The organism is Micromonospora sp. NPDC005806, from assembly GCF_042871425.1.
In the GTDB taxonomy this organism is placed as follows: domain Bacteria; phylum Actinomycetota; class Actinomycetes; order Mycobacteriales; family Micromonosporaceae; genus Micromonospora.
Genome location: NZ_JBIAIL010000044.1, coordinates 1 through 21,825, shown reverse-complemented (window position 1 = coordinate 21,825; position 21,825 = coordinate 1). Strand labels below are relative to the sequence as shown.

At 74.3% G+C, this 21,825-nt stretch carries 18 protein-coding genes; 11 read left to right on the top strand and 7 right to left on the bottom strand.

All coding sequences use genetic code 11. The annotated features are described in order from the left end of the window. Positions 1–44: 44 nt before the first annotated feature. Positions 45–1,916, bottom strand: coding sequence for a molecular chaperone DnaK (gene dnaK, locus ACFYOS_RS30745; RefSeq protein WP_387149026.1), 1,872 nt, complete (start codon positions 1,914–1,916; stop codon positions 45–47). Between the two features lie 209 nt (positions 1,917–2,125). On the opposite strand from dnaK, the gene ACFYOS_RS30740 reads away from it, so the two are divergent. Genes ACFYOS_RS30740 through ACFYOS_RS30730 form a run of 3 tightly spaced genes read left to right on the top strand, consistent with a single transcriptional unit; the run spans position 2,126 to position 6,952 of the window. Continuing rightward, positions 2,126–3,964, top strand: coding sequence for an ABC transporter (locus ACFYOS_RS30740; RefSeq protein WP_387149023.1), 1,839 nt, complete (start codon positions 2,126–2,128; stop codon positions 3,962–3,964). A 55-nt stretch (positions 3,965–4,019) separates the two neighbouring features. Then, positions 4,020–5,678, top strand: coding sequence for a GTPase (locus ACFYOS_RS30735; RefSeq protein ID WP_387149105.1), 1,659 nt, complete (start codon positions 4,020–4,022; stop codon positions 5,676–5,678). A 53-nt stretch (positions 5,679–5,731) separates the two neighbouring features. Further along, entirely contained in the window at positions 5,732–6,952 is a 1,221-nt protein-coding gene (locus tag ACFYOS_RS30730) for a hypothetical protein (RefSeq protein WP_387149020.1), read from the top strand. Between the two features lie 4 nt (positions 6,953–6,956). Here the strand turns inward: ACFYOS_RS30730 and ACFYOS_RS30725 are convergent, their stop codons facing one another. Continuing rightward, entirely contained in the window at positions 6,957–7,694 is a 738-nt protein-coding gene (locus ACFYOS_RS30725) for a hypothetical protein (protein WP_387149018.1), read from the bottom strand. A 508-nt stretch (positions 7,695–8,202) separates the two neighbouring features. On the opposite strand from ACFYOS_RS30725, the gene pdhA reads away from it, so the two are divergent. The 6 genes from pdhA (at position 8,203) to ACFYOS_RS30695 (ending at position 17,140) form a co-directional block, all read left to right on the top strand. Then, entirely contained in the window at positions 8,203–9,381 is a 1,179-nt protein-coding gene (gene pdhA / locus ACFYOS_RS30720) for a pyruvate dehydrogenase (acetyl-transferring) E1 component subunit alpha (RefSeq protein ID WP_387149015.1), read from the top strand. After that, on the top strand, positions 9,381–10,370 hold the full coding sequence (locus ACFYOS_RS30715) for an alpha-ketoacid dehydrogenase subunit beta (RefSeq protein ID WP_387149013.1): 990 nt from the start codon (positions 9,381–9,383) through the stop codon (positions 10,368–10,370). Before pdhA ends, ACFYOS_RS30715 begins: the two co-directional genes overlap by 1 nt. A gap of 5 nt (positions 10,371–10,375) precedes the next feature. Next, entirely contained in the window at positions 10,376–11,842 is a 1,467-nt protein-coding gene (locus ACFYOS_RS30710) for a dihydrolipoamide acetyltransferase family protein (RefSeq protein ID WP_387149103.1), read from the top strand. 222 nt (positions 11,843–12,064) lie between these two features. Then, entirely contained in the window at positions 12,065–12,202 is a 138-nt protein-coding gene (locus ACFYOS_RS30705; RefSeq protein ID WP_013283356.1) for a hypothetical protein, read from the top strand. Positions 12,203–12,551: 349 nt separating this feature from the next. Then, on the top strand, positions 12,552–15,185 hold the full coding sequence (locus ACFYOS_RS30700; RefSeq protein ID WP_387149009.1) for a hypothetical protein: 2,634 nt from the start codon (positions 12,552–12,554) through the stop codon (positions 15,183–15,185). Positions 15,186–15,304: 119 nt separating this feature from the next. Next, positions 15,305–17,140, top strand: coding sequence for an NHL domain-containing thioredoxin family protein (locus ACFYOS_RS30695; RefSeq protein ID WP_387149006.1), 1,836 nt, complete (start codon positions 15,305–15,307; stop codon positions 17,138–17,140). A gap of 62 nt (positions 17,141–17,202) precedes the next feature. On the opposite strand, the gene ACFYOS_RS30690 is transcribed toward ACFYOS_RS30695, so the two are convergent. The 3 genes from ACFYOS_RS30690 to ACFYOS_RS30680 are packed head-to-tail and all read right to left on the bottom strand — an operon-like array spanning position 17,203 to position 19,451. Then, a complete protein-coding gene (locus ACFYOS_RS30690; RefSeq protein ID WP_387149004.1) occupies positions 17,203–17,952 on the bottom strand; it encodes a LamB/YcsF family protein in 750 nt (249 codons plus the stop codon). Next, entirely contained in the window at positions 17,936–18,784 is an 849-nt protein-coding gene (locus tag ACFYOS_RS30685; protein WP_387149100.1) for a biotin-dependent carboxyltransferase family protein, read from the bottom strand. Before ACFYOS_RS30685 ends, ACFYOS_RS30690 begins: the two co-directional genes overlap by 17 nt. A gap of 43 nt (positions 18,785–18,827) precedes the next feature. Next, entirely contained in the window at positions 18,828–19,451 is a 624-nt protein-coding gene (locus ACFYOS_RS30680; RefSeq protein ID WP_387149001.1) for an allophanate hydrolase subunit 1, read from the bottom strand. A 115-nt stretch (positions 19,452–19,566) separates the two neighbouring features. Here ACFYOS_RS30680 and ACFYOS_RS30675 point away from each other — a divergent pair, with 115 nt between their 5' ends. Continuing rightward, complete coding sequence (locus tag ACFYOS_RS30675) at positions 19,567–20,244, top strand: hemolysin III family protein (protein WP_387148998.1); 678 nt, start codon at positions 19,567–19,569, stop codon at positions 20,242–20,244. A 65-nt stretch (positions 20,245–20,309) separates the two neighbouring features. Here ACFYOS_RS30675 and ACFYOS_RS30670 read toward each other — a convergent pair whose 3' ends face one another. Beyond that, the gene (locus ACFYOS_RS30670; RefSeq protein WP_387148997.1) at positions 20,310–20,597 is read right to left on the bottom strand and encodes a DUF6458 family protein; all 288 of its coding nucleotides are present in this window, start codon (positions 20,595–20,597) and stop codon (positions 20,310–20,312) included. Between the two features lie 116 nt (positions 20,598–20,713). On the opposite strand from ACFYOS_RS30670, the gene ACFYOS_RS30665 reads away from it, so the two are divergent. Next, positions 20,714–21,250, top strand: coding sequence for a SixA phosphatase family protein (locus ACFYOS_RS30665; protein WP_387148994.1), 537 nt, complete (start codon positions 20,714–20,716; stop codon positions 21,248–21,250). Positions 21,251–21,328: 78 nt separating this feature from the next. Here ACFYOS_RS30665 and ACFYOS_RS30660 read toward each other — a convergent pair whose 3' ends face one another. Next, positions 21,329–21,598 carry a DUF6458 family protein gene (locus ACFYOS_RS30660; RefSeq protein WP_088969138.1) on the bottom strand — a complete coding sequence of 90 codons (270 nt, stop codon included), beginning with the start codon at positions 21,596–21,598 and terminating at the stop codon, positions 21,329–21,331. Positions 21,599–21,825 lie beyond the last annotated feature (227 nt).

The following is a 21,825-nucleotide window of genomic DNA, read 5'->3' as shown; positions in this document are numbered from 1 at the left end:
GTTACCTCATCCCTCTGCCGTCAGAACGTGTCCGGGACGGAACGTCACTTCTTGTCCTCGTCCACGATCTCGGCGTCGACCACGTCGTCGGCGCCGCCGGCCTGCGCGCCACCGGTCGCACCCGCGCCCGGCCCGGCCGCCCCCGGCGCACCCTGCTCGCCCTGCTCGCCCTGCTCGCCCTGCTGCTGCGAGTAGAGCAGCGAGCCGGCCTGCTGGGAGACCTGGGCCAGCCGCTCGTGGGCCGCCTTGATCTTGTCGATGTCCTGACCGCCGAGCGCGCTGCGCAGCTCGCCGAGCGCCTCGTTGAGCTGGTCGCGGTTCTCGCTGGGCAGCTTGTCGCCGCTCTCGGCGAGGAACTTCTCGGTCTGCCACTGGAGCGCCTCGGCCACGTTGCGGGTCTCCGCCTCGTCGCGGCGGCGCTTGTCCTCCTCGGCGTGCTCCTCGGCGTCCCGGCGCATCCGCTCGATGTCGTCCTTCGGCAGCGAGGAGCCGCCGGTGATCGTCATCTTCTGCTCCTTGCCGGTGCCAAGGTCCTTGGCGTGCACGTTGACGATGCCGTTGGCGTCGATGTCGAAGGTGACCTCGATCTGCGGCACGCCGCGCGGCGCCGGCGGGAGGCCGGTCAGCTCGAAGGTGCCGAGCTTCTTGTTGTAGGCCGCGATCTCCCGCTCGCCCTGGAACACCTGGATCAGCACCGACGGCTGGTTGTCGTCCGCCGTGGTGAAGACCTCGGAGCGCTTGGTCGGGATGGTGGTGTTGCGCTCGATGAGCTTGGTGAAGATGCCGCCCTTGGTCTCGATGCCCAGGCTCAGCGGGGTCACGTCGAGCAGCAGGACGTCCTTGACCTCACCCTTGAGCACACCGGCCTGGAGGGCGGCGCCGACGGCGACGACCTCGTCCGGGTTCACGCCCTTGTTGGGCTCCTTGCCGGTGAGCTGCTTGACCAGGTCGGTCACGGCCGGCATCCGAGTCGAGCCACCGACCAGGATGACGTGGTCGACGTCCGAGACCTTGATCCCGGCGTCCTTCACGGCCTGCTCGAACGGGCCCTTGCAGCGGTCCAGCAGGTCCTGCGACATCCGCTGGAACTCGGCGCGGCTCAGGGTCACGTCGAGGTGCAGCGGGCCGGCCGAACCGGCGGTGATGTACGGCAGGTTGATGTTGGTGGTGGTGGCGGCGGACAGCTCGATCTTGGCCTTCTCGGCCGCCTCCTTGAGCCGCTGCATGGCCATCTTGTCCTGGGACAGATCGATGCCGTGCTCGCCGCGGAAGGTCTTCACCAGGTGGTCGATGATCCGCTGGTCCCAGTCGTCACCACCGAGGTGGTTGTCACCGCTGGTGGACTTGACCTCGATGACGCCCTCGGCCAGCTCCAGCAGCGACACGTCGAAGGTGCCGCCACCCAGGTCGAAGACCAGGACGGTCTGCTCCTTGGAACCCTTGTCGAGGCCGTACGCCAGGGCGGCCGCGGTCGGCTCGTTGACGATCCGCAGCACGTTGAAGCCGGCGATCTCACCGGCCTCCTTGGTGGCCTGACGCTGGCCGTCGTTGAAGTAGGCGGGGACGGTGATCACCGCGTCGGTGATCTGCTCGCCCAGGTACGCCTCGGCGTCCCGCTTGAGCTTCATCAGCGTGCGGGCCGAGATCTCCTGCGGGGTGTACTTCTTGCCGTCGATGTCGACGGTCCAGTTGGTGCCGATCTCCCGCTTGACCGAGCGGATGGTCCGGTCGGGGTTGGTCACCGCCTGGCGCTTCGCGACCTCACCGACGAGCACCTCGCCGTTGCGGGCGAACGCGACGATCGAGGGGGTCGTACGCGAGCCCTCAGCGTTGGCGATGACGGTGGGCTCACCGCCCTCGAGAACGCTGACGCAGGAGTTCGTCGTGCCGAGGTCGATGCCGACCGCACGTGCCATGTTCGCTTCCTCGCTTCGTAACGGGTGAGCAGGTCAACAGGCCTGCCCGGCGGGTCGCCCGCAGCGACCGCACCACAAGTTGAGTGAACTTGACTCAATAGTGCCATGCTATCGGCAAACCGCAAGTCGAGGTTGAGTCGACCCGACGCAACCTGACCGTTATTACCGTCCGGTTGTCTTACCTTGCATCGGTCGGGCACGCTTTAGCGGTGACGACGCATGGCGATTCCGCCGCCCGTTCCGGCGCGCCCGCCGTCGCAGCCCGCACCGGACCCGATGCCGGGGACGATCCGCCCGCCACCAGCGCGGAAGATCTGCCCGCCGCGCTCGCCGGCCTGCGGGCGGCGATCGGAGCGGCCCGGTTCCCGCTGGCCCTGCCCTCGGCCGAACCGGCCCGGCGTACCGCCGCCGCCCTCGCCGACCAGCTCGACGACTACCTGCTGCCCCGGCTCGCCCGGCTCGACGCCCCGCTGCTGGTGGTGGTCGGCGGCTCCACCGGCGCCGGCAAGTCGACGCTGGTCAACAGCCTGGTCCAGGCGCGGGTCAGCGCCGCCGGGGTGCTGCGCCCCACCACCCGCTCCCCGGTCCTGGTCTGCAACCCCGCCGACTCGGCGTGGTTCCGGCAGGGCGAGCTGCTTCCCGGGCTGACCCGCACCAGCGTGCCGAGCGACGAGCCGGGCACTCTGCACCTGGTCACCGCCCCCGCACTGCCGGCCGGACTGGCCTTCCTCGACGCGCCCGACATCGACTCGGTGGTCGACGCCAACCGGGCGCTCGCCGGGCAACTGCTGGCCGCCGCCGACCTCTGGCTCTTCGTCACCACCGCCGCCCGGTACGCCGACGCCGTCCCCTGGGAGCTGCTGCGCAGCGCCCGGTCGCGGGGGACGGCGATCGCCATGGTCCTCGACCGGGTGCCCCCGGAGGCGGCCGACGAGATCGCCGCCCACCTGTCGGAGATGCTCGCCGCGCAGGACCTGGGCGCCGCGCCGCTTTTCGTCCTCCCGGAGACCTGGGTCGACGGGCAGGGGCTGCTCCCGGACAAGGTCACCGCCCCGCTGAGCACCTGGGCCGGCCGACTCGCCGCCGACGCCGAGGCCCGCTCGGCCGTGGTCCGGCAGACCCTCGACGGCGCGCTGGCCGCGCTGCACCCCACCGTGGACGCGCTGGCCGACGCCGCCGACGAGCAGGTGGACGCCGCCGGGGCGCTCGACGAGCGGGTCCGGGCCGCGTACCGGGGGGCGCAGCGGACGGTCGACCAGGGGCTCAAGGACGGCCGGCTGCTCCGCGGCGAGGTGCTGGCCCGCTGGCAGGAGTTCGTCGGCACCGGCGAGTTCTTCCGCACCCTGGAGGCCCGGATCGGCCGGCTGCGGGACCGGGTGGTCGCCACGATCACCGGCCGTCCCGCCCCCGCCGCCGAGCTGCGGACGGCCATCGAGTCCCAGCTGGTCACGCTGCTGCGCGGGGTGGCCGCCGAGGCGGCGGAGCACGCGTACACCGGGTGGAAGGCGCACCCGGCCGGGGCGGCACTGCTCGAACCGGGGCTCGCCCATGCCTCGGACGACTTCGCCGAGCGCGCCGAGCGGCTGGTCCGCGACTGGCAGCGCGGGGTGCTGGAGCTGGTCCGGGTCGAGGGCGGCGACCGCCGCTTCGTGGCCCGCACGGCCGCGTACGCGGTCAATGCGACCGGCCTGGCCGTCATGATCGGGGTTTTCGCCTCCACCGCCTTCATCCCGACCGGGCTGGAAGTCGCCACCGGCGCCGGCACCGCGGTCGCCGGGCAGACCGTTCTCCAGGCGATCTTCGGGGACCAGGCGGTGCGGAACCTGGCCAACAAGGCCCGGGTGGACCTCCTCGACCGGGTCGGCACGCTGCTGGAGGAGGAGTCCGGCCGGTTCCTCGCCCGCACCGAGGCCGCCCGCCCGGCCGCCCGGACCGGCGAGACGCTGCGCCGGGCCGCGGCCGAGGTGGAGCAGGCCCGGCACCGCAGCGGCCTGTCCCGCACCGACGGCCCGGGGCTGCCGGCCGCCGACCAGGGCGGCAGCCGGTGAGCGTGCCGAGCGGTCGCGCGGAGGGTGGGCCCGGGTGAGCAACATCGTCGGACGGATGCGGGAGGCGTTCCGGGGCGAGCAGCGGGTCGATCCCGACGTCCTGATCGCACGCCTCCAGGCGCTCCAGCGCTTCCTCGGCGCGGTCGACGGCCAGGTGCCCGACGCGCAACTGGTCCACGCGCACACCGTGGTCGAACGCGCCGGCACCCGGCTCGCCCTCTCCGGGCACCACACCGTGGTCGCCCTGGCCGGATCGACCGGCAGTGGCAAGTCGAGCCTGTTCAACGCGCTCGCCCGGTTGGACCTCTCGCCGGTCGGCGTACGCCGGCCGACCACCGGGGTGGCGCACGCCTGCGTCTGGGGGCCGCCGGACGGCGCGTCCCGGCTGCTCGACTGGATCGGGGTGCTACCCCGACACCGGTTCGTCCGGGAGAGTCAGCTCGACGGGGACGACGAGGTCGGCCTGCACGGCCTGGTCCTGCTGGACCTGCCGGACTTCGACTCGGTCCAGCGGACCCACCGGCTGGAGGTGGACCGGCTGCTCGGCCTGGTCGACCTGGTGGTCTGGGTGGTCGACCCGCAGAAGTACGCCGACCGGGTGATCCACACCAGCTATCTGCGCGAGTTCCACCAGCACCGCGACGTGACCGTGGTCGTGCTCAACCAGGCTGACCGGCTGCCCCCGGCCGAGCTGCCCCGGGTCCTCGGTGACCTGCGCCGGCTGCTCGACGCCGACGGGCTGGAGGGAGTGCCGCTGCTGCCCACCGTGGCGGTGGACCCGGACGGGCTGGACGGGCTCCGCGCGGAGCTGGAGCGTACGGTCGCCGAGCGGCAGGCCGCCCTGCGTCGGCTGGCCGGCGACGTGGACATCGTGGTGGACAGGCTCGAGCCGCTGGTCGGGCCGGAGCCGCCACGGACCCGACCGGGCGACGCGTCGGCGCAGGAACTCACCGCCGCGCTGGCCGGGGCGGCCGGAGTGCCGACCGTGGCCGAGGCGGTCGAGGCGGCGTACCGGCACCGGGCCGGCGGCACGACCGGCTGGCCGCTGGTTCGGGGCTGGCGGAAGCTGCGCCCGGACCCGCTGCGCCGGCTGCACCTGCCCGGCGCGGACCCCGACGCGCCGGCGGAGAGCCTGGTCGCGGCGACCTCCGTACCCGATCCGACCGCCGCGCAGCGCTCGGCGCTCAACCTGGCCATCCGCGCGGTGGCCGACCGCTCCGCCGCCGACCTGCCGGCACCCTGGCCGGCCACGGTGACCGCGGCGGCCCGGGCCCGGCTGGCCGACCTGCCGGACGCGCTGGACCACGCGGTGGCCGCCACCGACCTGGGCATGGCGCACCGGCCGACCTGGTGGCGGCTGGTCGGTGGCCTGCAGTGGCTGGTCACGATCGCCGCGGCGGCCGGGCTGGCCTGGCTGCTCCTCGGCTACGGTCTGCGCGTGCTCGGCCTGCCGGCCCTGGACCACCCGAAGCTCGGCGAGGTGCCCTGGCCGACGGTGCTGCTCCTCGGCGGCCTGCTGGCCGGCCTGCTGGTGGCGGCGTTGACCCGGCCGGTGATCCGGTGGGCGGCCCGCCGGGTCCGGGAGCGGGCCGAACGGCGGCTGCTGATCTCGGTGGGCAGCGTCGGCGAGAAGTACGTGCTCAACCCGGTCTGGGCGGTGCTGGCCCGCTACACCGAGGCCCGGGAGGCACTGCGGGACGCCGCGCGGCGCTGAACCCGGGCGCGCTGACCGGTGTCCGGGCCGGCCGGGCGGCGTAGGGTCGGGGCATGGCCACGCCACAGACCCCCTACGAGGCGGTCCTGCACGCCGCCCGCGACGTGACGAGGCTCGACTCCGCCCTCGACGCGGAGATGCTCGGTGCCGCCCTGCTGGGCAGCGTCTACGCCGTCGCGGAGACCGACCGGGCAACCGCCGTCCGGGAGTTCGTCGCCGGGTTCCTCGCCGCCACGTCGCGCCGGCGCAGCGCCGCCGCCACCACCATCCGCGCCGTCTTCGCCGCCCTGGTGCCGGACGCCGAGGGCGCCGCCCGGGTCCGCCCCGGCGCGTACGCCCCCGCCTGGGCTGGGCAGCTCGGGCGGGTGCACCTCACCGGCGCCTGGGCGTACGGGGACGTGTACGGCGACCAGACCTCCTACCTGGCCACCTTCGCCTACGACGACGAGGATGGGCCGGAACACGCCCTGGTGGCGCTGGTCGACCACAACATCGGCATCACCAAGGACGTCTTCGTCGGCGGTCCCGCCGGACGGATCGTCGAGCAGGCCCGGGAGATCTGCACGGAGGACGAGTTCACCTGGTTCCGGACCGAGGACCCGGCCCGGATGCACGCGGAGGTGAGCCGCCACCTGGCGATCACCGACAGCCTCGGTGAGCTGCCCGCGCAGGGTTCGCTCGCCACCGACCGGGCGCTGGTCGGCGCGCGGCTGGCCGCGCTGCCCGACCGGGCCGCGCCGGCGGGTGCCGGGGAGGTCCCGCCGCCGACGGACGAGGACCGTACCCGGCTGGTCCGGGGCTTCCTCGGCTCGCCGGAGGCGGCCACGTTCGGCCTGGACCTGGTGGCCGACACGGAGCTGCCGTCGCTGCACTTCTGCCTGGGCCTGCTGCTGGACCACGCGGCGAGCTTCCCGGACGCCGACCCGATGCGGTGGAGCCCGACCGTCGCCGAGCTGTTCCTGCTCGACTGGGTGCACCGGCGGGCCGTGCTGGACATGGACGACGCGGCCATGCTGCCCCGGGTGCTGCGCGGCTGGGCGGCGTACGCCGCGCGCCAGCGCGGGCTGCCGGCCGCGGCGGCCCGCCGGACGGACGAGGCGATCGAGGAACTGGTCCCCGAGTTCGCCCGGCTCTACAGCACCGGTGAGCGGCGCAGCCCGGCCACGGCGGCGGTCGCCCAGCTGATGGCGGATGGCGTCGACCCCGACGATCCGGCCGCCCTGGACGCCTGGATCGAGGCGAACCGGCACCGCCTCACCGACGACCCGGCCTGAGCCGTCAGGTGCGGACCTGGCCCGCGGCGCTGGGACTCGGGTCCGGGTCGGGGGTGGGGCGGAGGGTCGGCACGGGTGGCTCCTCCGGCGGCGGGCTGGTCGGCGACGGGGATCCGTCGGGCGAGGTGGTCGGAGCGGGATCCGGGCTCGCGGTCGGCGACGGGCCGGTCGCCGGGTTCGTGCAGGTGCTGGTCGGCTCGGCTGTCGGGCTCGGTGTCGGGTCCGAGGTGGCCGGGTTGGACGCCGACGGCGAGGGCGTCGGTATCGGCGACGGGCGCGGCGAACCGGTCGGCGTGGCCCGGGTGGGTCGCGGAACGGGAGTGCCGGGCAGTGATCGCCGCTGCGAGCCGAGGTCGGTGTCGACCGGCAGGGCGGGGGCGGCCGGGCGCAGCGGCGCGCGGGGCGGCGGGCTGGTCGCCGCACGGGTGGGGAGGACCGGAGGCTGGGTGCCGACGGGCAGCGGGACGACCACCGGGCCGACCGAAGGGGTCGGGATGAACGGGGTGCTGCTGTCCGGGAGGGCGCTGTTGCCGACGGTGGCCGACCCGGCGCTGAACGCGGCCAGGATCGGCATGGACGCGGTGCCGGCGAGCAGCGCGACCGTGAAGAGGTAGCCGCGGGGGGGACCGCCGCCCGTACCGGGTGCCCGGTGCGCCCCGACGACCCGCCGGTAGTCGGCCCCGGAACCCACCTGGTGGCGGCGGAGGAGCGGCGTACCCGGACCCTCTGCTGGCTCGGACACGGCACGCTCCTCGTCCGTCGGCGGTGGCAAGGATCCCGGCCGGACGGCATGGCGCGGGAATCGGGCGAAGCCCCTCGAAAGCGCCCAGCAGGGACATCAATCAGCTTGGACCGGTGACGCTCAGTTCACCAGCCACCACAGCGTGTCGACACACAATTTGTCCGTCGGCCCGGGACGGCCCAGGTGACAAAAAGCCCATGCGTCGCGAACCAGACCGAACGTCACGGGCGGGGGAGGCCATACTGTGGGCCCGCTCACCTCCTCTGCAATCATTCAGGCACGACGGCAACGCAGCCGCCACCTCCGCGCACCCCGCGGCTGGTGCGGTACGGCGCCGGCGCTCCCGGGCCGGGTTCCCCCCCACGAACCCGGCTCACGCCGCGCGGCAACCCTCACCGGGGCTAGGCGCGGCCGCCAGGGACCGATCCGGCACCAGCCGGGCGGGCGCACGATGTGCGCGGCACGGGTCACCCCCCGGCGCCGGCGCAGACCAGACAGGGAGAGACGGATGGCAAAGGGCGACCCCGGGGCCGCCACCCGCAGCAGGCGGGCCGCACCCCGTTCCAAGCGCGCCGCCGTGGCGGGCGAACCGGAACTCGTACAGCTGCTCACGCCCGAGGGCGAGCGGATCGATAGCGCGCTCGGCCCGGACGGGACCGAGTACCGGGTGGACTTCACCGACGAGGAGTACCGCGGGCTCTACCGCGACCTCGTGCTGGTCCGCAAGCTCGACGCCGAGGCCACGGCGCTCCAGCGTCAGGGCGAGCTGGGCCTCTGGGCCAGCCTGCTCGGCCAGGAGGCGGCGCAGGTCGGCTCCGGCCGGGCGCTGCGCACGCAGGACATGGCCTTCCCGACCTACCGGGAGCACGGCGTGCTCTACTGCCGGGGCATCGACCCGATCATGCCGTTGGGCCTGTTCCGCGGCGTCGACCAGGGCGGCTGGGACCCGAACGAGTTCAAGTTCAACATGTACACGATCGTCATCGGGGCGCAGACCCTGCACGCGACCGGGTACGCCATGGGCGTCGCCATGGACGGCAAGACCGGCGGCGACGACGGCGAGGCGGTGATCGCGTACTTCGGAGACGGCGCCACCAGCCAGGGCGACGTCAACGAGTCCTTCGTCTGGGCCAGCGTCTTCAACGCCCCGCTGGTGTTCTTCTGCCAGAACAACCAGTACGCCATCTCCGAGCCGCTGGAGCGGCAGACCCGCGTCCCGCTGTACCAGCGGGCGGGCGGCTTCGGCTTCCCCGGCGTCCGGGTGGACGGCAACGACGTGCTCGCGTCGTACGCGGTGACCCGGCACGCGCTGGACAACGCGCGGCACGGCCAGGGCCCGAGCCTGATCGAGGCGTACACCTACCGGATGGGGGCGCACACCACCTCCGACGACCCGACCCGCTACCGGATCGCCAGCGAGGTCGAGGCCTGGCAGGCCAAGGACCCGATCGCCCGGATGAAGGCGTTCCTGACCAAGCAGCAGATCGTCGACGAGTCGTTCTTCGCCGAGGTCGACGAGCAGGCCCGGGCCGAGTCGGTGCACCTGCGCGAGCGGGTGCTGGCCATGCCCAACCCGGAGCCGGTGACCATGTTCGACCACGTCTACCCCAACGGGTCCCCCGAGCTCGACGAGCAGCGGGCCCAGTTCAGCAAGTACCTGGAGTCGTTCGAGGGGAGCGCCCACTGATGGCCACGGAGACGCTCACCCTCGGCAAGGCCCTGAACGCCGGTCTGCGCAAGGCGCTGGAGAACGACCCGAAGGTCGTCATCATGGGCGAGGACGTCGGCAAGCTCGGCGGCGTCTTCCGGATCACCGACGGCCTGCAGAAGGACTTCGGCGACCAGCGGGTGATCGACACCCCGCTCGCCGAGTCCGGCATCATCGGCACCGCGGTCGGCCTGGCCATCCGTGGCTTCCGGCCGGTCTGTGAGATCCAGTTCGACGGCTTCGTCTACCCGGCGTACGACCAGATCGTGTCGCAGGTGGCGAAGATGCACTACCGCTCGCAGGGCAAGGTCCGGATCCCGATGGTCATCCGGATCCCGTACGGCGGCGGCATCGGTGCGGTCGAGCACCACTCGGAGTCGCCCGAGGCGTACTTCGCGCACACCGCCGGCCTGAAGGTCGTGACCTGCGCCAACCCGCAGGACGCGTACTCGATGATCCAGCAGGCCATCGCCTCGGACGACCCGATCGTCTTCCTGGAGCCGAAGCGGCGCTACTGGGAGAAGGGGCTGGTCGAGCTGGACGCCCCGCTCGCCGAGGCGTACCCGCTGCACGCCACCCGGGTCGCCCGGCCGGGCACCGACGCCACCGTGCTGGCGTACGGCCCGATGGTGCGGACCGCGCTGGACGCGGCCACCGCCGCCGCCGAGGACGGCCGGGAGCTGGAGGTCATCGACCTGCGCACGCTCTCCCCGCTGGACCTGACCGCCGCGTACGAGTCGGTGAAGCGCACCGGCCGCTGCGTGGTCGTCCACGAGGCCCCGGGCAACCTGGGCCTCGGGTCGGAGATCGCCGCCCGGATCACCGAGGAGTGCTTCTACTCCTTGGAGTCCCCGGTGCTGCGGGTCACCGGCTTCGACACCCCCTACCCGGCCGCCCGGGTGGAGGAGGAGTACCTGCCCGACCTCGACCGGGTGCTCGACGCCGTCGACCGCACCTTCGGCTGGTGAGCGGCATGTCGCGGATCAAGGAATTCAACCTTCCCGACCTGGGCGAGGGCCTGACCGAGGGCGAGATCCTCGCCTGGCTGGTCAAGGTGGGCGACGACATCGAGCTGAACCAGCCGATCGTCGAGGTGGAGACCGCCAAGGCGGCGGTCGAGATCCCGGCGAAGTGGGCCGGCCGAGTGCAGGCGATCTTCCACCCGGAGGGTGCCACGGTCGAGGTCGGCAGCCCGATCATCGCGATCGACACCGACCCGAACGCCGGGCCGATCGAGGAGTCGACGACCGGCGCGCCGGCCGCCGCCCTGCCCACCCCGTCTGCGGCCTCGCTGGCCGCGGTCGAGGTCGCGCCCGAGGAGGGCATGGTCGAGCCGGGCCTGATCGGCGGGGTCGCGCCGGGCGGGCGTACCGCCGTCCTGGTCGGCTACGGCCCGCGGAACGCGCCGGCCAAGCGCCGCCCGCGCAAGGGCGGGGTTCCGGCCCAGGCCGCGGCGGCTCCGGCCGCCCCGGTCCAGGCCGCGCCGGCCCCGGCACCGGTCGCCCCGGTGTCGCCCGTACCGGCGGTGAGCGGCAACGGCCGTGCCACCGGTCCGGTGCTGGCCAAGCCGCCGGTCCGTAAGCTCGCCAAGGACCTCGGCGTCGACCTCGCCACGCTGACCGGCTCGGGCCCGCTGGGCTCGATCACCCGCGAGGACGTGCAGCGGGCGGCGTCGGCTCCGGCGACGGCCGAGCCGCTGACGGTCGCGGCGCCGGCGACGGCGGCCGCGAGCTTCGGCGCGGACCGCGAGCAGCGCATCCCGGTCAAGGGGGTACGCAAGCTCACCGCGGAGAACATGTCCCGCTCGGCGTTCACCGCCCCGCACGTGACGGAGTTCCTGACCGTCGACGTGACCCGGGCGATGAAGGCGCTGGACCGGCTCCGCGAGCGGCGCGAGTGGCGGGACGTCCGCGTCTCGCCGCTGCTGCTGGTCGCCAAGTCGGTGCTCCTCGCGGTCAAGCGGCACCCGATGGTCAACTCGACCTGGGCCGGCGACGAGATCGTGGTCAAGGAGTACGTCAACCTGGGCATCGCGGCGGCCACCGAGCGCGGGCTGATCGTGCCGAACATCAAGGACGCCGGCCGGCTCTCGCTGCGCGAGCTGGCGGACGCGATGACCGGCTTGGTGCTCACGGCCAAGACGGGGAAGACCTCCCCGGCCGACATGTCCGGCGGCACGCTGACCATCACCAACGTCGGCGTCTTCGGCGTCGACACCGGTACGCCGATCCTGCCGCCGGGTGAGTCGGCGATCCTGGCCTTCGGCGCGGTCCGGGAGATGCCGTGGGTGCACAAGGGCAAGGTCAAGCCGCGCCTGGTCACCACCCTGGGCCTCTCCTTCGACCACCGGATCATCGACGGTGAGCTCGGCTCGAAGTTCCTGCGCGACGTCGGGGACTTCCTGGCCGATCCGGAGGCGGCGCTGCTCGCCTGGACCTGACGGTCACCGCACCAGCCAACGGCCGGTGTGCCACGGGTTAACGCCCGGCACACCGGCCGTTGCCGATGGGGGACGGAATCTTCGGTCGAGGGCACTTCTCAACCTACGATCCTTAGGTGGGTGGTTCAGCTCACCTAATAATCGATGGAAGTTGGCGGCGTCCTGGTGTTCAATAGAGACATCAAGGGGCTGACAACCGAATAGCCAGGAGGAGAGACCCAGATGAGCATGATCGAGCGAATCCGCACCCGCCGCGACGCCAACCGCCGCGCCCGCGCCATCGAGCACGCGCTGCGTTCCGCCAACTCGCCCGCGGTCCGCGAGGAGCTTCTCGCCATCGCCCAGCGTCACATGAGCTGACGCTCCCCTACTTTCCTCACCTCCTCCAGTTCGAAGACCCGCCCGGTCACCCCGGGCGGGTCTTCGGCGTTTCACGTCGATTGAGACCGGGATTCCACCTCGCCGCACCGCCCGGTACGGTGGGGCTCGGTCGCCACCCGCCCGCCCCCGGACCACTCACGACGACGGGAAACCGATCGACAGCGTCCGGCGACGGTGAGTGACGGCCGGTGCTCCCCCGGACGCCTCTGGGCGGCCACCGGATACGGTGCGGGGAGCCCGACGGCCGGTAACCGCCGGCGACGCCGGCAACCCTGCCGACGGTCCCGATCGGCATCGGCGGCCGACATGTGACGGAGGAGGCGCACCCATGACGTCCGAGGCCCCGCACCGCCCTGGCCAGGAGCCGGGCGAGGTGTCGCCGGGCGGGGCGTCGCCGTACGGCGACCGCCCGGCCCCGCAGGACAACGGGTACCCCGGCACTCCCGACCTCGGCTGGGCCCCGCCCCCGCCGGCGGCTCGGCCCGCTCCGCCGGCCCCCGCCTGGGCGGCGCAGGACGACCCGGCCCCCGCCTGGGCGGCGCCGGACGACCCGGCACCCAGCTGGGCGGCGGGCGGACAGCCCACCAACCGTGGCGCCGCCCAGGTGCCGCCGCCGGCGGAGCCGGGCGGGTGGGCCGCGTCCGGCCAGCCCGCGTGGGCCGCCGGTCCGTCGGCCGCCCCCGGGGAGCCGTCCCCGCCCTCCTGGGGAGCGTCGACCGAGCAGGCCGGCCCCGCCTGGGGCGCCGGGTCGGGTGAGCCGCCGGCCTGGGCGCAGCCCGCCGAGCCGGGCGCGCGCAGTGCCGCGCAGGTGCCCGCCCCCGCCACCGTGCCGCACGAGACGTGGGCCACCCCGGCCCCGCAGCAGGACGACGACCCCGGCCGTTCGGGCGGTTGGCAGGCCGGGTCCGACCCGCAGCCGGACCGCTCCGGCGGCTGGGCCGTGGGGGCCGGCGCCCAGCACCAGGACGACCCGAACCAGGCCGGCGGTTGGACCGCGCCGCAGCCGGACGACCAGCCGGCCTGGGGCCAGCAGAACGATCAGGGCAGCCCCGCGTGGGCACCCGCCGAGCCGCCCGCCCGCGCCTCCGCGAAGGTCCCCGTGCCGGGTGCGCAGGCCGAGAACGCCTGGTCGACCCCGCAGGACGACCCTGCCCGGTCCGGCGGCTGGCCGGCCGGCCCGTCCGGTGCGCAGGACGGCGACCCGGACCGCTCCGGCGGCTGGGCCGCAGGCCGGGCCGCCGGGCACGCCGAAGCCCCGCAGCAGACCGGCTGGGACGCCCCGGACGAGCAGCGTCCCGCCGCCCCGTGGAGCGGTGCGGCGGCCGTGCCGCAGCAGCGTGACCAGGACGAACCGGCACAGTCCGGCTGGGGTGCCGCCGGCGACCGGCCGGAGGCCGGAGCCTGGGGGTCGGCGGAAGCGTCGGCCCGGGCCAGCGCCTCGGTGCCCTCGCCCGACTCCCCGCCCGCCTGGGCCGGCAACCAGGACAACCCGGCACCGTGGACGCCGCAGCCCCCGACCATCCCGGACGCGGAGCCGTGGTCGCCGGCTGAGGCGTGGGGCCACGCCGCCGAGGCCGGGCCGACCGCGTCGCCGTCGCACAACTGGGAGCCGACCCGCGCCGAGGAGACGCCGGCCTACCAGCCGGAACCCGGCCCCGGCATCTCCCCGGCGAACGCCGTACCGCTGCCGCCGCAGGAGCAGCGGGTGCCCGGCGCCACCCTGGCCGCCTCCCCGCCCGCCGACTACTCGCTGCCGGCCCAGTTCGCCCCGGCCGGCGAGCCTGCCGACCGGAACCCGCAGGCGTACGAGCCGGAGCGGGCCGCCACCGCCTGGGGCGCGCCGGAGCCGTCCCACGAGGAGCCGCAGTCGCCGGCCGGACCGGTGGTGCCCGGCCCGCGTACCTCGCCGGAGGCCGGCGCGCCCGGCAGCGTCTCCGCCAGCGCCTCGGTGCCGCTGGCCAGCCGGGTGATGCCCCCGACCGACCAGGGGATGCGGCCCGCCGCCACGCCGGCCCCGCAGCCCCGCGTTTACGGCCGCCCCATCCCGCCCGAGCCGGAGGGGCTCCCCGGCCACGGCGTCCCGAACGGCTACCCGGGCGAGGGTCTCCGGTTCGACGAGGCGGGCCCGGAGCCGCGCGCCGACGAGCCGGAGCACCCTGTGCTGCCGAACGCCTTCGCCGAGGCGCAGCCGGCGCCGTCGTCGCCCGCCGGTCCGCCGCCGTTCCCACCCGGGGTGCCGTCCTTCATGGACCCGGCCGCCAACAACCGGCCGGTCAACGGAGTGCACCCGCAGAGCGGAGAGCGTCCCGGTGACCCGTTCGGCGGGCCCGGCGGCCAGCACGACCCGTTCGGCGCCCCGGCCGGGCAGCAGGACCCGTTCGCCCACCAGGGCCAGTACGGCGGCCCGGGCGGCCAGCCGGACCCGTTCGGCGGGCCGCCCGGCGGCCGCGCCTCGGTCGCCGTGCCCGGTCAGGGGCCGGGGCCGCTGGGCGAGCCGGGCCAGGGTGGCTTCCCGCCCGCGTTCCCGCCGCCGCCCCAGCACGCCCCGCCGGCCTGGCAGCAGGGCCCGGGCACCGACGCGGACCAGGGCCGGTTCGACGCGTTCAAGCCGGACGCGGAGCCGAAGACCGAGGCGCCCGCGCCCAAGGTGCGCAACGGCCGGGTGCTGGCCCTCGTGCTGATCGCGGCGGTGCTGATCCTCGCCATCCCGTTCGGCGTGCTCGCGCTGCTCGGCAAGATCGGCGGTGACGACAAGCCGGCCCTGTTCAACCCGGCCGTGGACTCCTGCATCAAGCAGTCCGGCACGTCCGCGGCGCCGGCCGACTGCGCCGAGTCGGGCGCGTTCAAGGTCGTTTCGAGGGTCGAGAGCAAGGACAAGTGCACCGACCCGACGCAGCCGATCGTGGAGCTCAAGGGCGTCGAGGGGAACCGGGTGCTCTGCCTCAAGCCGGCTGGCCAGTAGCAGTTCCCCGACGGCGGGGTCACGGTGGTCCGTGGCCCCGCCGTCGTACGTCCCGGGTGTGATCGACCCCGCGTCGGGTGTCGGCCGGATCGGGGCGCGCGGTCCGGCAGACTGAGGGCATGAGCGCACGAGTACGGGCACCCGAGCTGCGCGGCCGCGGCTGGCTGAACACCGGCGGGAAGGCCGTCACACTGGCCGACCTGCGGGGCAAGATCGTCTTGCTGGACTTCTGGACCTTCTGCTGCATCAACTGCCTGCACGTCCTTGACGAGCTGCGCCCGCTGGATGAGCGCTACGGCGACGTGCTGGTCGTGATCGGCGTGCACTCGCCCAAGTTCGAGCACGAGAAGGACCCGGACGCTCTGGCGGCGGCCGTCGAGCGGTACGGCGTGCACCACCCGGTGCTCGACGATCCCGAGCTGGACATGTGGCAGCAGTACGCGGCGAAGGCCTGGCCGACCCTCTCGGTGGTCGACCCGGAGGGCTACGTGGTCGCCACCATGGCCGGCGAGGGACATGCCGAGGGGCTGGCCCGCCTGATCGACGACCTGATCACCACCCACGAGGCGAAGGGCACCCTGCACCGGGGCGAGGGCCCGTACGTGCCGCCGGCCGAGCCGGAGACCACGCTGCGCTTTCCCGGCAAGGCGGTGGTGCTCGACGGCGGCAACCTGCTGGTCTCCGACTCGGCCCGGCACTCCCTGGTCGAGTTGGCCCCGGACGGCGAGAAGCTGGTCCGCCGGATCGGCGCGGGCACCCGCGGGCAGGACGACGGCCCGGCCGACGTGGCCACCTTCTCGGAGCCGCAGGGGCTCTGTCTGCTGCCCACGCACGCCGCCGAGGTCGCCGGGTACGACCTGGTCGTCGCGGACACGGTCAACCACCTGGTGCGCGGCGTGAAGCTGGACACCGGCGAGGTGGTCACGGTGGCCGGCACCGGCCGGCCGTGGCGCTCGACGGTCGACGACCACGCGCACGACGCGCTCTCGATCGACCTCTCCTCCCCCTGGGACGTCGCCTGGTACGACGAGAAGGTCGTCATCGCGATGGCCGGCATCCACCAGCTCTGGTGGTTCGACCCGGTGAAGCGGACCGCCGGCGTCTACGCGGGCACCACGGTCGAGGCGCTGCGGGACGGGCCGCTGCCGGACGTCTGGATGGCCCAGCCCTCCGGCCTCTCCGTCTCGGCCGACGGCAGCCGGCTCTGGATCGCCGACAGCGAGACCAGCGCCGTCCGGTACGTCGAGGACGGCGTGCTGCACACCGCCGTCGGCCAGGGCCTGTTCGACTTCGGCCACGTCGACGGGCCGGCCGACCGGGCGCTGCTCCAGCACCCGCTCGGGGTGTGCGCGCTGCCCGACGGCTCGGTGCTGATCGCCGACACGTACAACGGCGCGGTGCGCCGGTTCGACCCGGAGACCGACCAGGTCGCCACCGTGGCCGACGGGCTGGCGGAGCCGAGCGACGTGGTGCTGACCGCCGAGGGCGAGGTGCTGGTGGTCGAGTCGGCCGCCCATCGGTTGACCCGGCTCGCCCCCGGGGTGCTCACCGCCGCCGGCGCGAGCACGGTCGACGGCCCCCGGCACAAGCTGGAGCGGAAGCCGACCGACGTGGCGGCCGGCGAGCTGACCCTCGACGTGATCTTCACGCCCGCGCCCGGGCAGAAGCTGGACGAGACGTACGGGCCGTCGACCCGGCTGGTGGTCTCCGCGTCCCCGCCGGAGCTGCTCGTCGAGGGGGCCGGGACGACCACCGACCTGTCCCGCCGCCTGGTGGTCAACGCCGAGGTGGCGGAGGGCGTGCTGCAGGTGACCGCGCAGGCGGCCAGCTGCGACGCCGACGTCGAGCACGCCGCCTGCCACCTGACCCGGCAGGACTGGGGCGTCCCGGTCCGGGTGGTCGACGGCGGCGCGACCCGGGTCCCCCTGGTCCTCCGCGGCATGGACGAGGCCTGACGCCGGCCGGTGTTGAGAAGGGGCCCTTCCGCTACCGCAGGCGTGAGGAAGGGCCCCTCGTTTCAGACGAACGGGGCGAGGGTGACGCCGGCGTCGATGAGGGCGGCCCGCACCAGCTCGGCGCAGCGCACCGCGCCCGGGCTGTCCCCGTGCAGGCAGATCGACTCCACCTGGACGGGGACCTCGCTGCCGTCCACCGCGACCAGGGTCCGCTCGGTGGCCATCCGGACGGCCCGGTTGGCCACCTCCTCCGGGTCGGTGACCAGTGCGTGTGCGGCGGTCCGGGGCACCAGCTGGCCGTTGGGCAGGTAGTTCCGGTCGGCGAAGCCCTCGGCGACCACCCGCAACCCGGCGCCGACGGCGAGCTGGGCGAGCACCGAGCCGGGCGGGCAGAGCAGCGGCAGCTCGTGGTCGTACGCGCTGACGGCGGCGACCAGCGCGGCGGCCTGGGCCTCGTCGCAGGCCGCCGCGTGGTAGAGCGCGCCGTGCGGCTTGACGTAGCGAACCTGGGTGCGGAACAGCCGGCAGAACGCGTCGAGCGCGCCGACCTGGTAGATCGTCTCGTCGCGCAGCTCGGCGAAGTCGTACGCGATGTGCCGCCGGCCGAAGCCGGCGAGGTCCCGGTAGCCGACCTGCGCGCCGACAGCGACTCCGCGCTCCGCGGCGGCGGCACAGACCCGGTGCATGGTGGACGGGTCGCCGCCGTGGAAGCCGCAGGCGACGTTGGCGGAGGTCACCAGGTCCAGCAGCGCCGCGTCGTCGCCGAGCCGCCAGATGCCGAATCCCTCGCCGAGGTCAGCGTTGAGGTCCATGGAACCTCACCGTAGTCCCTGGCCGGGCCTGCGCGAGCGGCGTCACGTCGTCCACCACCCCGACGACCGGGTATCCGCCGGTGGTGGGGTGGTCGGCGAGGAAGATCAGCGGTTGGCCGTCCGCCGGCACCTGCACCGCACCGAGGACGATGCCCTCACTCGGCAGTTCCCCGGCCACCGCGCGGGGCAGCGCCGCGCCGACCAGTCGCGCGCCGACCCGGTTGCTCAGCGGGCTGATCGCGTACGTCGTGCCGAGCAGCAGGTCGAGCGCGGCGGCGGTGAACCAGTCGTGCCGGGGGCCGAGCCGGAGGCCCAGCCGCAGCTCGCCGGGGACGGGTGGGCTGACCGTGGCGTCCACCGGGGCGGGCTGGCCGGCGGACGGGCCGAGGGGGAGCCGGTCGCCGTCGCGTACCGGGGGCGGGCCCAGGCCGGAGAGGGTGTCGGTGGCGCGACTGCCGAGCACCGGCTCGGCCGCGATCCCGCCGGAGACGGCCAGCCAGGTACGCAGCCCGGCGCGGGTGGGCCCGACGCGCAGCACCGCCCCGGCCGGCACCGACAGCGGCCGGCCCAGGTCCCCCGGCCGGTGCCCGACCCGGACGTCCACCTCGGCGCCGGTGAGCGCCACGCTGACCGCCCGGGTGACGCGCAGTTCGCAGCCGGTCAGCGTGATCTCCAGGCCGGCGGCCGTCTCCGGGTTGCCGACGAGCCGGTTGGCCAGGAGCAGCGCGGCCGGGTCGAGCGCGCCGGAGCGGGGTACGCCGAGGTGGGCGTACCCGGGCCGGCCCTGGTCCTGGACGGTGGTGAGGGCACCGGCCCGGAGCACCTCGATCATGCTGAGCGGGCCGGTTCGCGACTGCGGGGTTCGCAAGACCGGCTCACTCCTCGCGCTCACGGGACACCAGCCGTACCCGGGCGCCAGGGGTGAGCCGCGCCGGCGGGTCGGCGTGCACGTCGAAGAGGACCAGGTCGGTCCGGCCGACCAGCAGCCAGCCGCCGGGCGAGCCGGTGGGGTAGATCCCCGCGTACGGGCCGGCCAGGGCGACCGACCCGGCCGGCACCCGGGTACGCGGGGTGGCCAGCCGGGGCACGGCCAGCTCTCCCGGCAGGCCGGTCAGGTACGCGAACCCGGGCGCGAACCCGCAGAACGCCACCCGGAACTCGGTGCGCCGCATCCGGTCGACCACCGCCGGCACGTCGACGCCCCAGTGCTCGGCGACGGCGGGCAGGTCCTCTCCGTCGTACACGGTGGGCACCTCGACCTCGGCGGCGCCGGCGCCGGCGGTGCCGCCCCGCGGGGTCCAGCCGGCAATCCGGGCGGCGGTCGCCTCCGGGTCCGGTACGCCGTCGACCAGCACGGTGGTCGCCGCCGGGACGATCTCGACGGCGCTCAACTCCCCGGCGTCCCGGCGGCGCCAGAGCTCGGCGCGCCACGCCTGGACCTGGTCGGGGTCGGCACAGTCGAGCAGCAGGGCGTGCGCGCCGACGGGTCGGATCCGCATCCCGCCATCCTCCCGCCCGGGCGTGGATCAGTCGACGATGGCGTTCGGAGGGTTCGAGGCAGGCGGTCGAGATGCCGATACCTGCAAGTAACCTACGGTGCCGTAACCTAATGGCGTGACCACCTCCGCACCGCTTCGACTCAAGCCGGTCGACATCGGTAAGCCCCGGATGCGGGGCTGGCTGCACACCTACGCGTTCTTCGTCGCGCTCGTCTGCGGCATCGTGCTGTGCTCGATCGCGGCCGCCCGCCCCGGCTGGGCGCCGCTGGTCAGCTGCCTGATCTACAGCCTGACCGTGTGCGGCCTCTTCGGCACCAGCGCCCTCTACCACCGCCGGGTCTGGTCCGAGCGCGGCTACCAGATCATGCGGCGGATGGACCATTCGATGATCTTCGTGTTCATCGCCGGCACGTACACCCCGTTCTGCGCCCTGCTGCTGGGCACCCGGCAGGCCACCCTGATGCTCGGCCTGGTGTGGGTTGGGGCGCTGGCCGGGGTGGCGCTGAAGCTGATCTGGCCGCACGCGCCCCGCTGGGTCTCCGCGCCGCTCTACCTGGCACTCGGCTGGGTCGCGGTGGCGATGCTGCCGCAGATCCTGCACGCCGGCGGCGTCACCGCCCTGGTGCTGCTGATCATCGGCGGCGCGATCTACACCGTCGGCGCGGTCTTCTACGCGCTACGCCGGCCGAACCCGTGGCCGACCGTCTTCGGCCACCACGAGTTCTTCCACGCCTGCACCCTGGTGGCGGCGATCTGCCACCACATCGCGATCTACTTCGCGATCTTCTCCTGAGCCGCCGGAGACAGCACGAGGGCCCCGCGCCGTTGCGGGACCCTCGACATCTGCGGGGGGACGGATCAGGCCGGGTAGCCCGGGCGACGCACCTCGCGGTACTCCTCGCGCACGACCCGGTCGTCCTGGACCGGCACGACCGGCTCGGCGACGACCCGCTCGCGGACCGGGGCCGCGACCACCGTGCGGCGGCGGTTGTTCCAGAAGTAGAGGGTCATCACCAGGCCGACGAGACCGACCAGCATCAGCACCCAGCCGACGACGTTCAGGTCGAGCCATCCCAGGTTGGCGTTGATGGCGAACGCGAAGATCGCGCCCAGCGCGATGAGGAAGATGCTTGCACCGATGCCCATGACGTCGCCTCCTTGGCGTTCTGCTGGCGTTTCCAACCCGCCGCGGCCATGGATGAGGTAGCGGCATCCATCGACTTACCCAGGCGCTCGGATCGCCAATCAGGCAAGCTGTGCGCATGACGGACGGCACAAACCAGGAACGGACGCTGGTGCTGCTCCGGCACGCCAAGGCCGAACAGTCCCAGGACGCGCCGGATGCGGACCGCTCGCTGAGCGCGCGGGGCCAGGCGGACGCGGCCGCCGCCGGCGCATGGCTGGCCCGACACGCCCTCCTCCCCGACGTGGTGCTCTCCTCCACCGCCCGCCGCACCCGACAGACCTGGCACGGGGTGGAGATGGGCATGACGGGATCCCCACCGGAGGGGGGACCGGCGGGGTCGTCGCCGGTGGTGCGCTACGAGCCGACCGCTTACGAGGCCCAGCCGGAGCAGCTGCTGGAGCTGGTCCGGGCGGTCCCGTCGGACGCCGGCACCGTGCTGCTGGTGGCCCACAACCCGGGCATCTCGCTGCTCTCGGCGCTGCTGGACCCGCAGCGGGCGGACCCGGACGGGCTGCGTACCACCGACCTGGTGGTACACCGGACGACCGCCCCCTGGGCGGCGCTGGCACCTGGCGGCGCGCCCATCACCGCCCGGCACACCGCCCGCGGCTGAGGCGAAAGGAAGGGCCCCCTGTCAACGGATTCCGTTGTACCGGGGGGCCGCGGTCAGTACCTTCGCTGGCGGAACGGGTCAGGACGGCGGGGCCGTGGGCGGCGGCGGGTCCGGCGGCGGGGGCATCATCGCGGTCGGGTGGGAGAGCCGGTTCTCCTCCACGATCAGGGTGCGTGCCCGCTTGCGCCGGTCCTGCCAGAACCACAGCGTGGTGAGCAGCACGGCCAGCCCGGCCAGGATGAACACCCAACCGACCGCGCGCAGGTCGATCCACCAGACGTTGGCCCGGATGGCGAAGGTCATGATCGCGCCGAGCGCGATGAGAAAGATGGCGCTGCCAATGCCCATGTGCGCTGCACTCCCCCGTGCGGTGGCCCTTGGGCGTGTCCGGTCGTGGTCCGCGACGGTTACCCGTCAGGCGGCCGGCCTACCGGCCGGGGGGCGAAAACCACGACGGCGGCCCGCGCGCCGGGGGGCCGCCCCCCCCCCGGGGGGCCCCCCCCCCGCGGGGCCCCGGGGCCCTGACCCCCCGGGGGGGCGGACGCCGCCCCCCGGGGGGGCCCTGACGGCCCGGG

Bases quoted from the DNA above. Each gene is read 5' to 3' on its own strand.
- dnaK (WP_387149026.1), bottom strand. From the start codon at position 1,916: ATGGCACGTGCGGTCGGCATCGACCTCGGCACGACGAACTCCTGCGTC.
- ACFYOS_RS30685 (WP_387149100.1), bottom strand. From the start codon at position 18,784: ATGATCGAGGTGCTCCGGGCCGGTGCCCTCACCACCGTCCAGGACCAG.
- ACFYOS_RS30670 (WP_387148997.1), bottom strand. From the start codon at position 20,597: ATGGGCATCGGTGCAAGCATCTTCCTCATCGCGCTGGGCGCGATCTTC.
- ACFYOS_RS30665 (WP_387148994.1), top strand. From the start codon at position 20,714: ATGACGGACGGCACAAACCAGGAACGGACGCTGGTGCTGCTCCGGCAC.
- ACFYOS_RS30660 (WP_088969138.1), bottom strand. From the start codon at position 21,598: ATGGGCATTGGCAGCGCCATCTTTCTCATCGCGCTCGGCGCGATCATG.
- ACFYOS_RS30735 (WP_387149105.1), top strand. From the start codon at position 4,020: ATGCGGGAGGCGTTCCGGGGCGAGCAGCGGGTCGATCCCGACGTCCTG.
- ACFYOS_RS30680 (WP_387149001.1), bottom strand. From the start codon at position 19,451: ATGCGGATCCGACCCGTCGGCGCGCACGCCCTGCTGCTCGACTGTGCC.
- ACFYOS_RS30700 (WP_387149009.1), top strand. From the start codon at position 12,552: ATGACGTCCGAGGCCCCGCACCGCCCTGGCCAGGAGCCGGGCGAGGTG.
- ACFYOS_RS30705 (WP_013283356.1), top strand. From the start codon at position 12,065: ATGAGCATGATCGAGCGAATCCGCACCCGCCGCGACGCCAACCGCCGC.
- ACFYOS_RS30690 (WP_387149004.1), bottom strand. From the start codon at position 17,952: ATGGACCTCAACGCTGACCTCGGCGAGGGATTCGGCATCTGGCGGCTC.
- ACFYOS_RS30730 (WP_387149020.1), top strand. From the start codon at position 5,732: ATGGCCACGCCACAGACCCCCTACGAGGCGGTCCTGCACGCCGCCCGC.
- ACFYOS_RS30695 (WP_387149006.1), top strand. From the start codon at position 15,305: ATGAGCGCACGAGTACGGGCACCCGAGCTGCGCGGCCGCGGCTGGCTG.
- pdhA (WP_387149015.1), top strand. From the start codon at position 8,203: ATGGCAAAGGGCGACCCCGGGGCCGCCACCCGCAGCAGGCGGGCCGCA.
- ACFYOS_RS30710 (WP_387149103.1), top strand. From the start codon at position 10,376: ATGTCGCGGATCAAGGAATTCAACCTTCCCGACCTGGGCGAGGGCCTG.
- ACFYOS_RS30715 (WP_387149013.1), top strand. From the start codon at position 9,381: ATGGCCACGGAGACGCTCACCCTCGGCAAGGCCCTGAACGCCGGTCTG.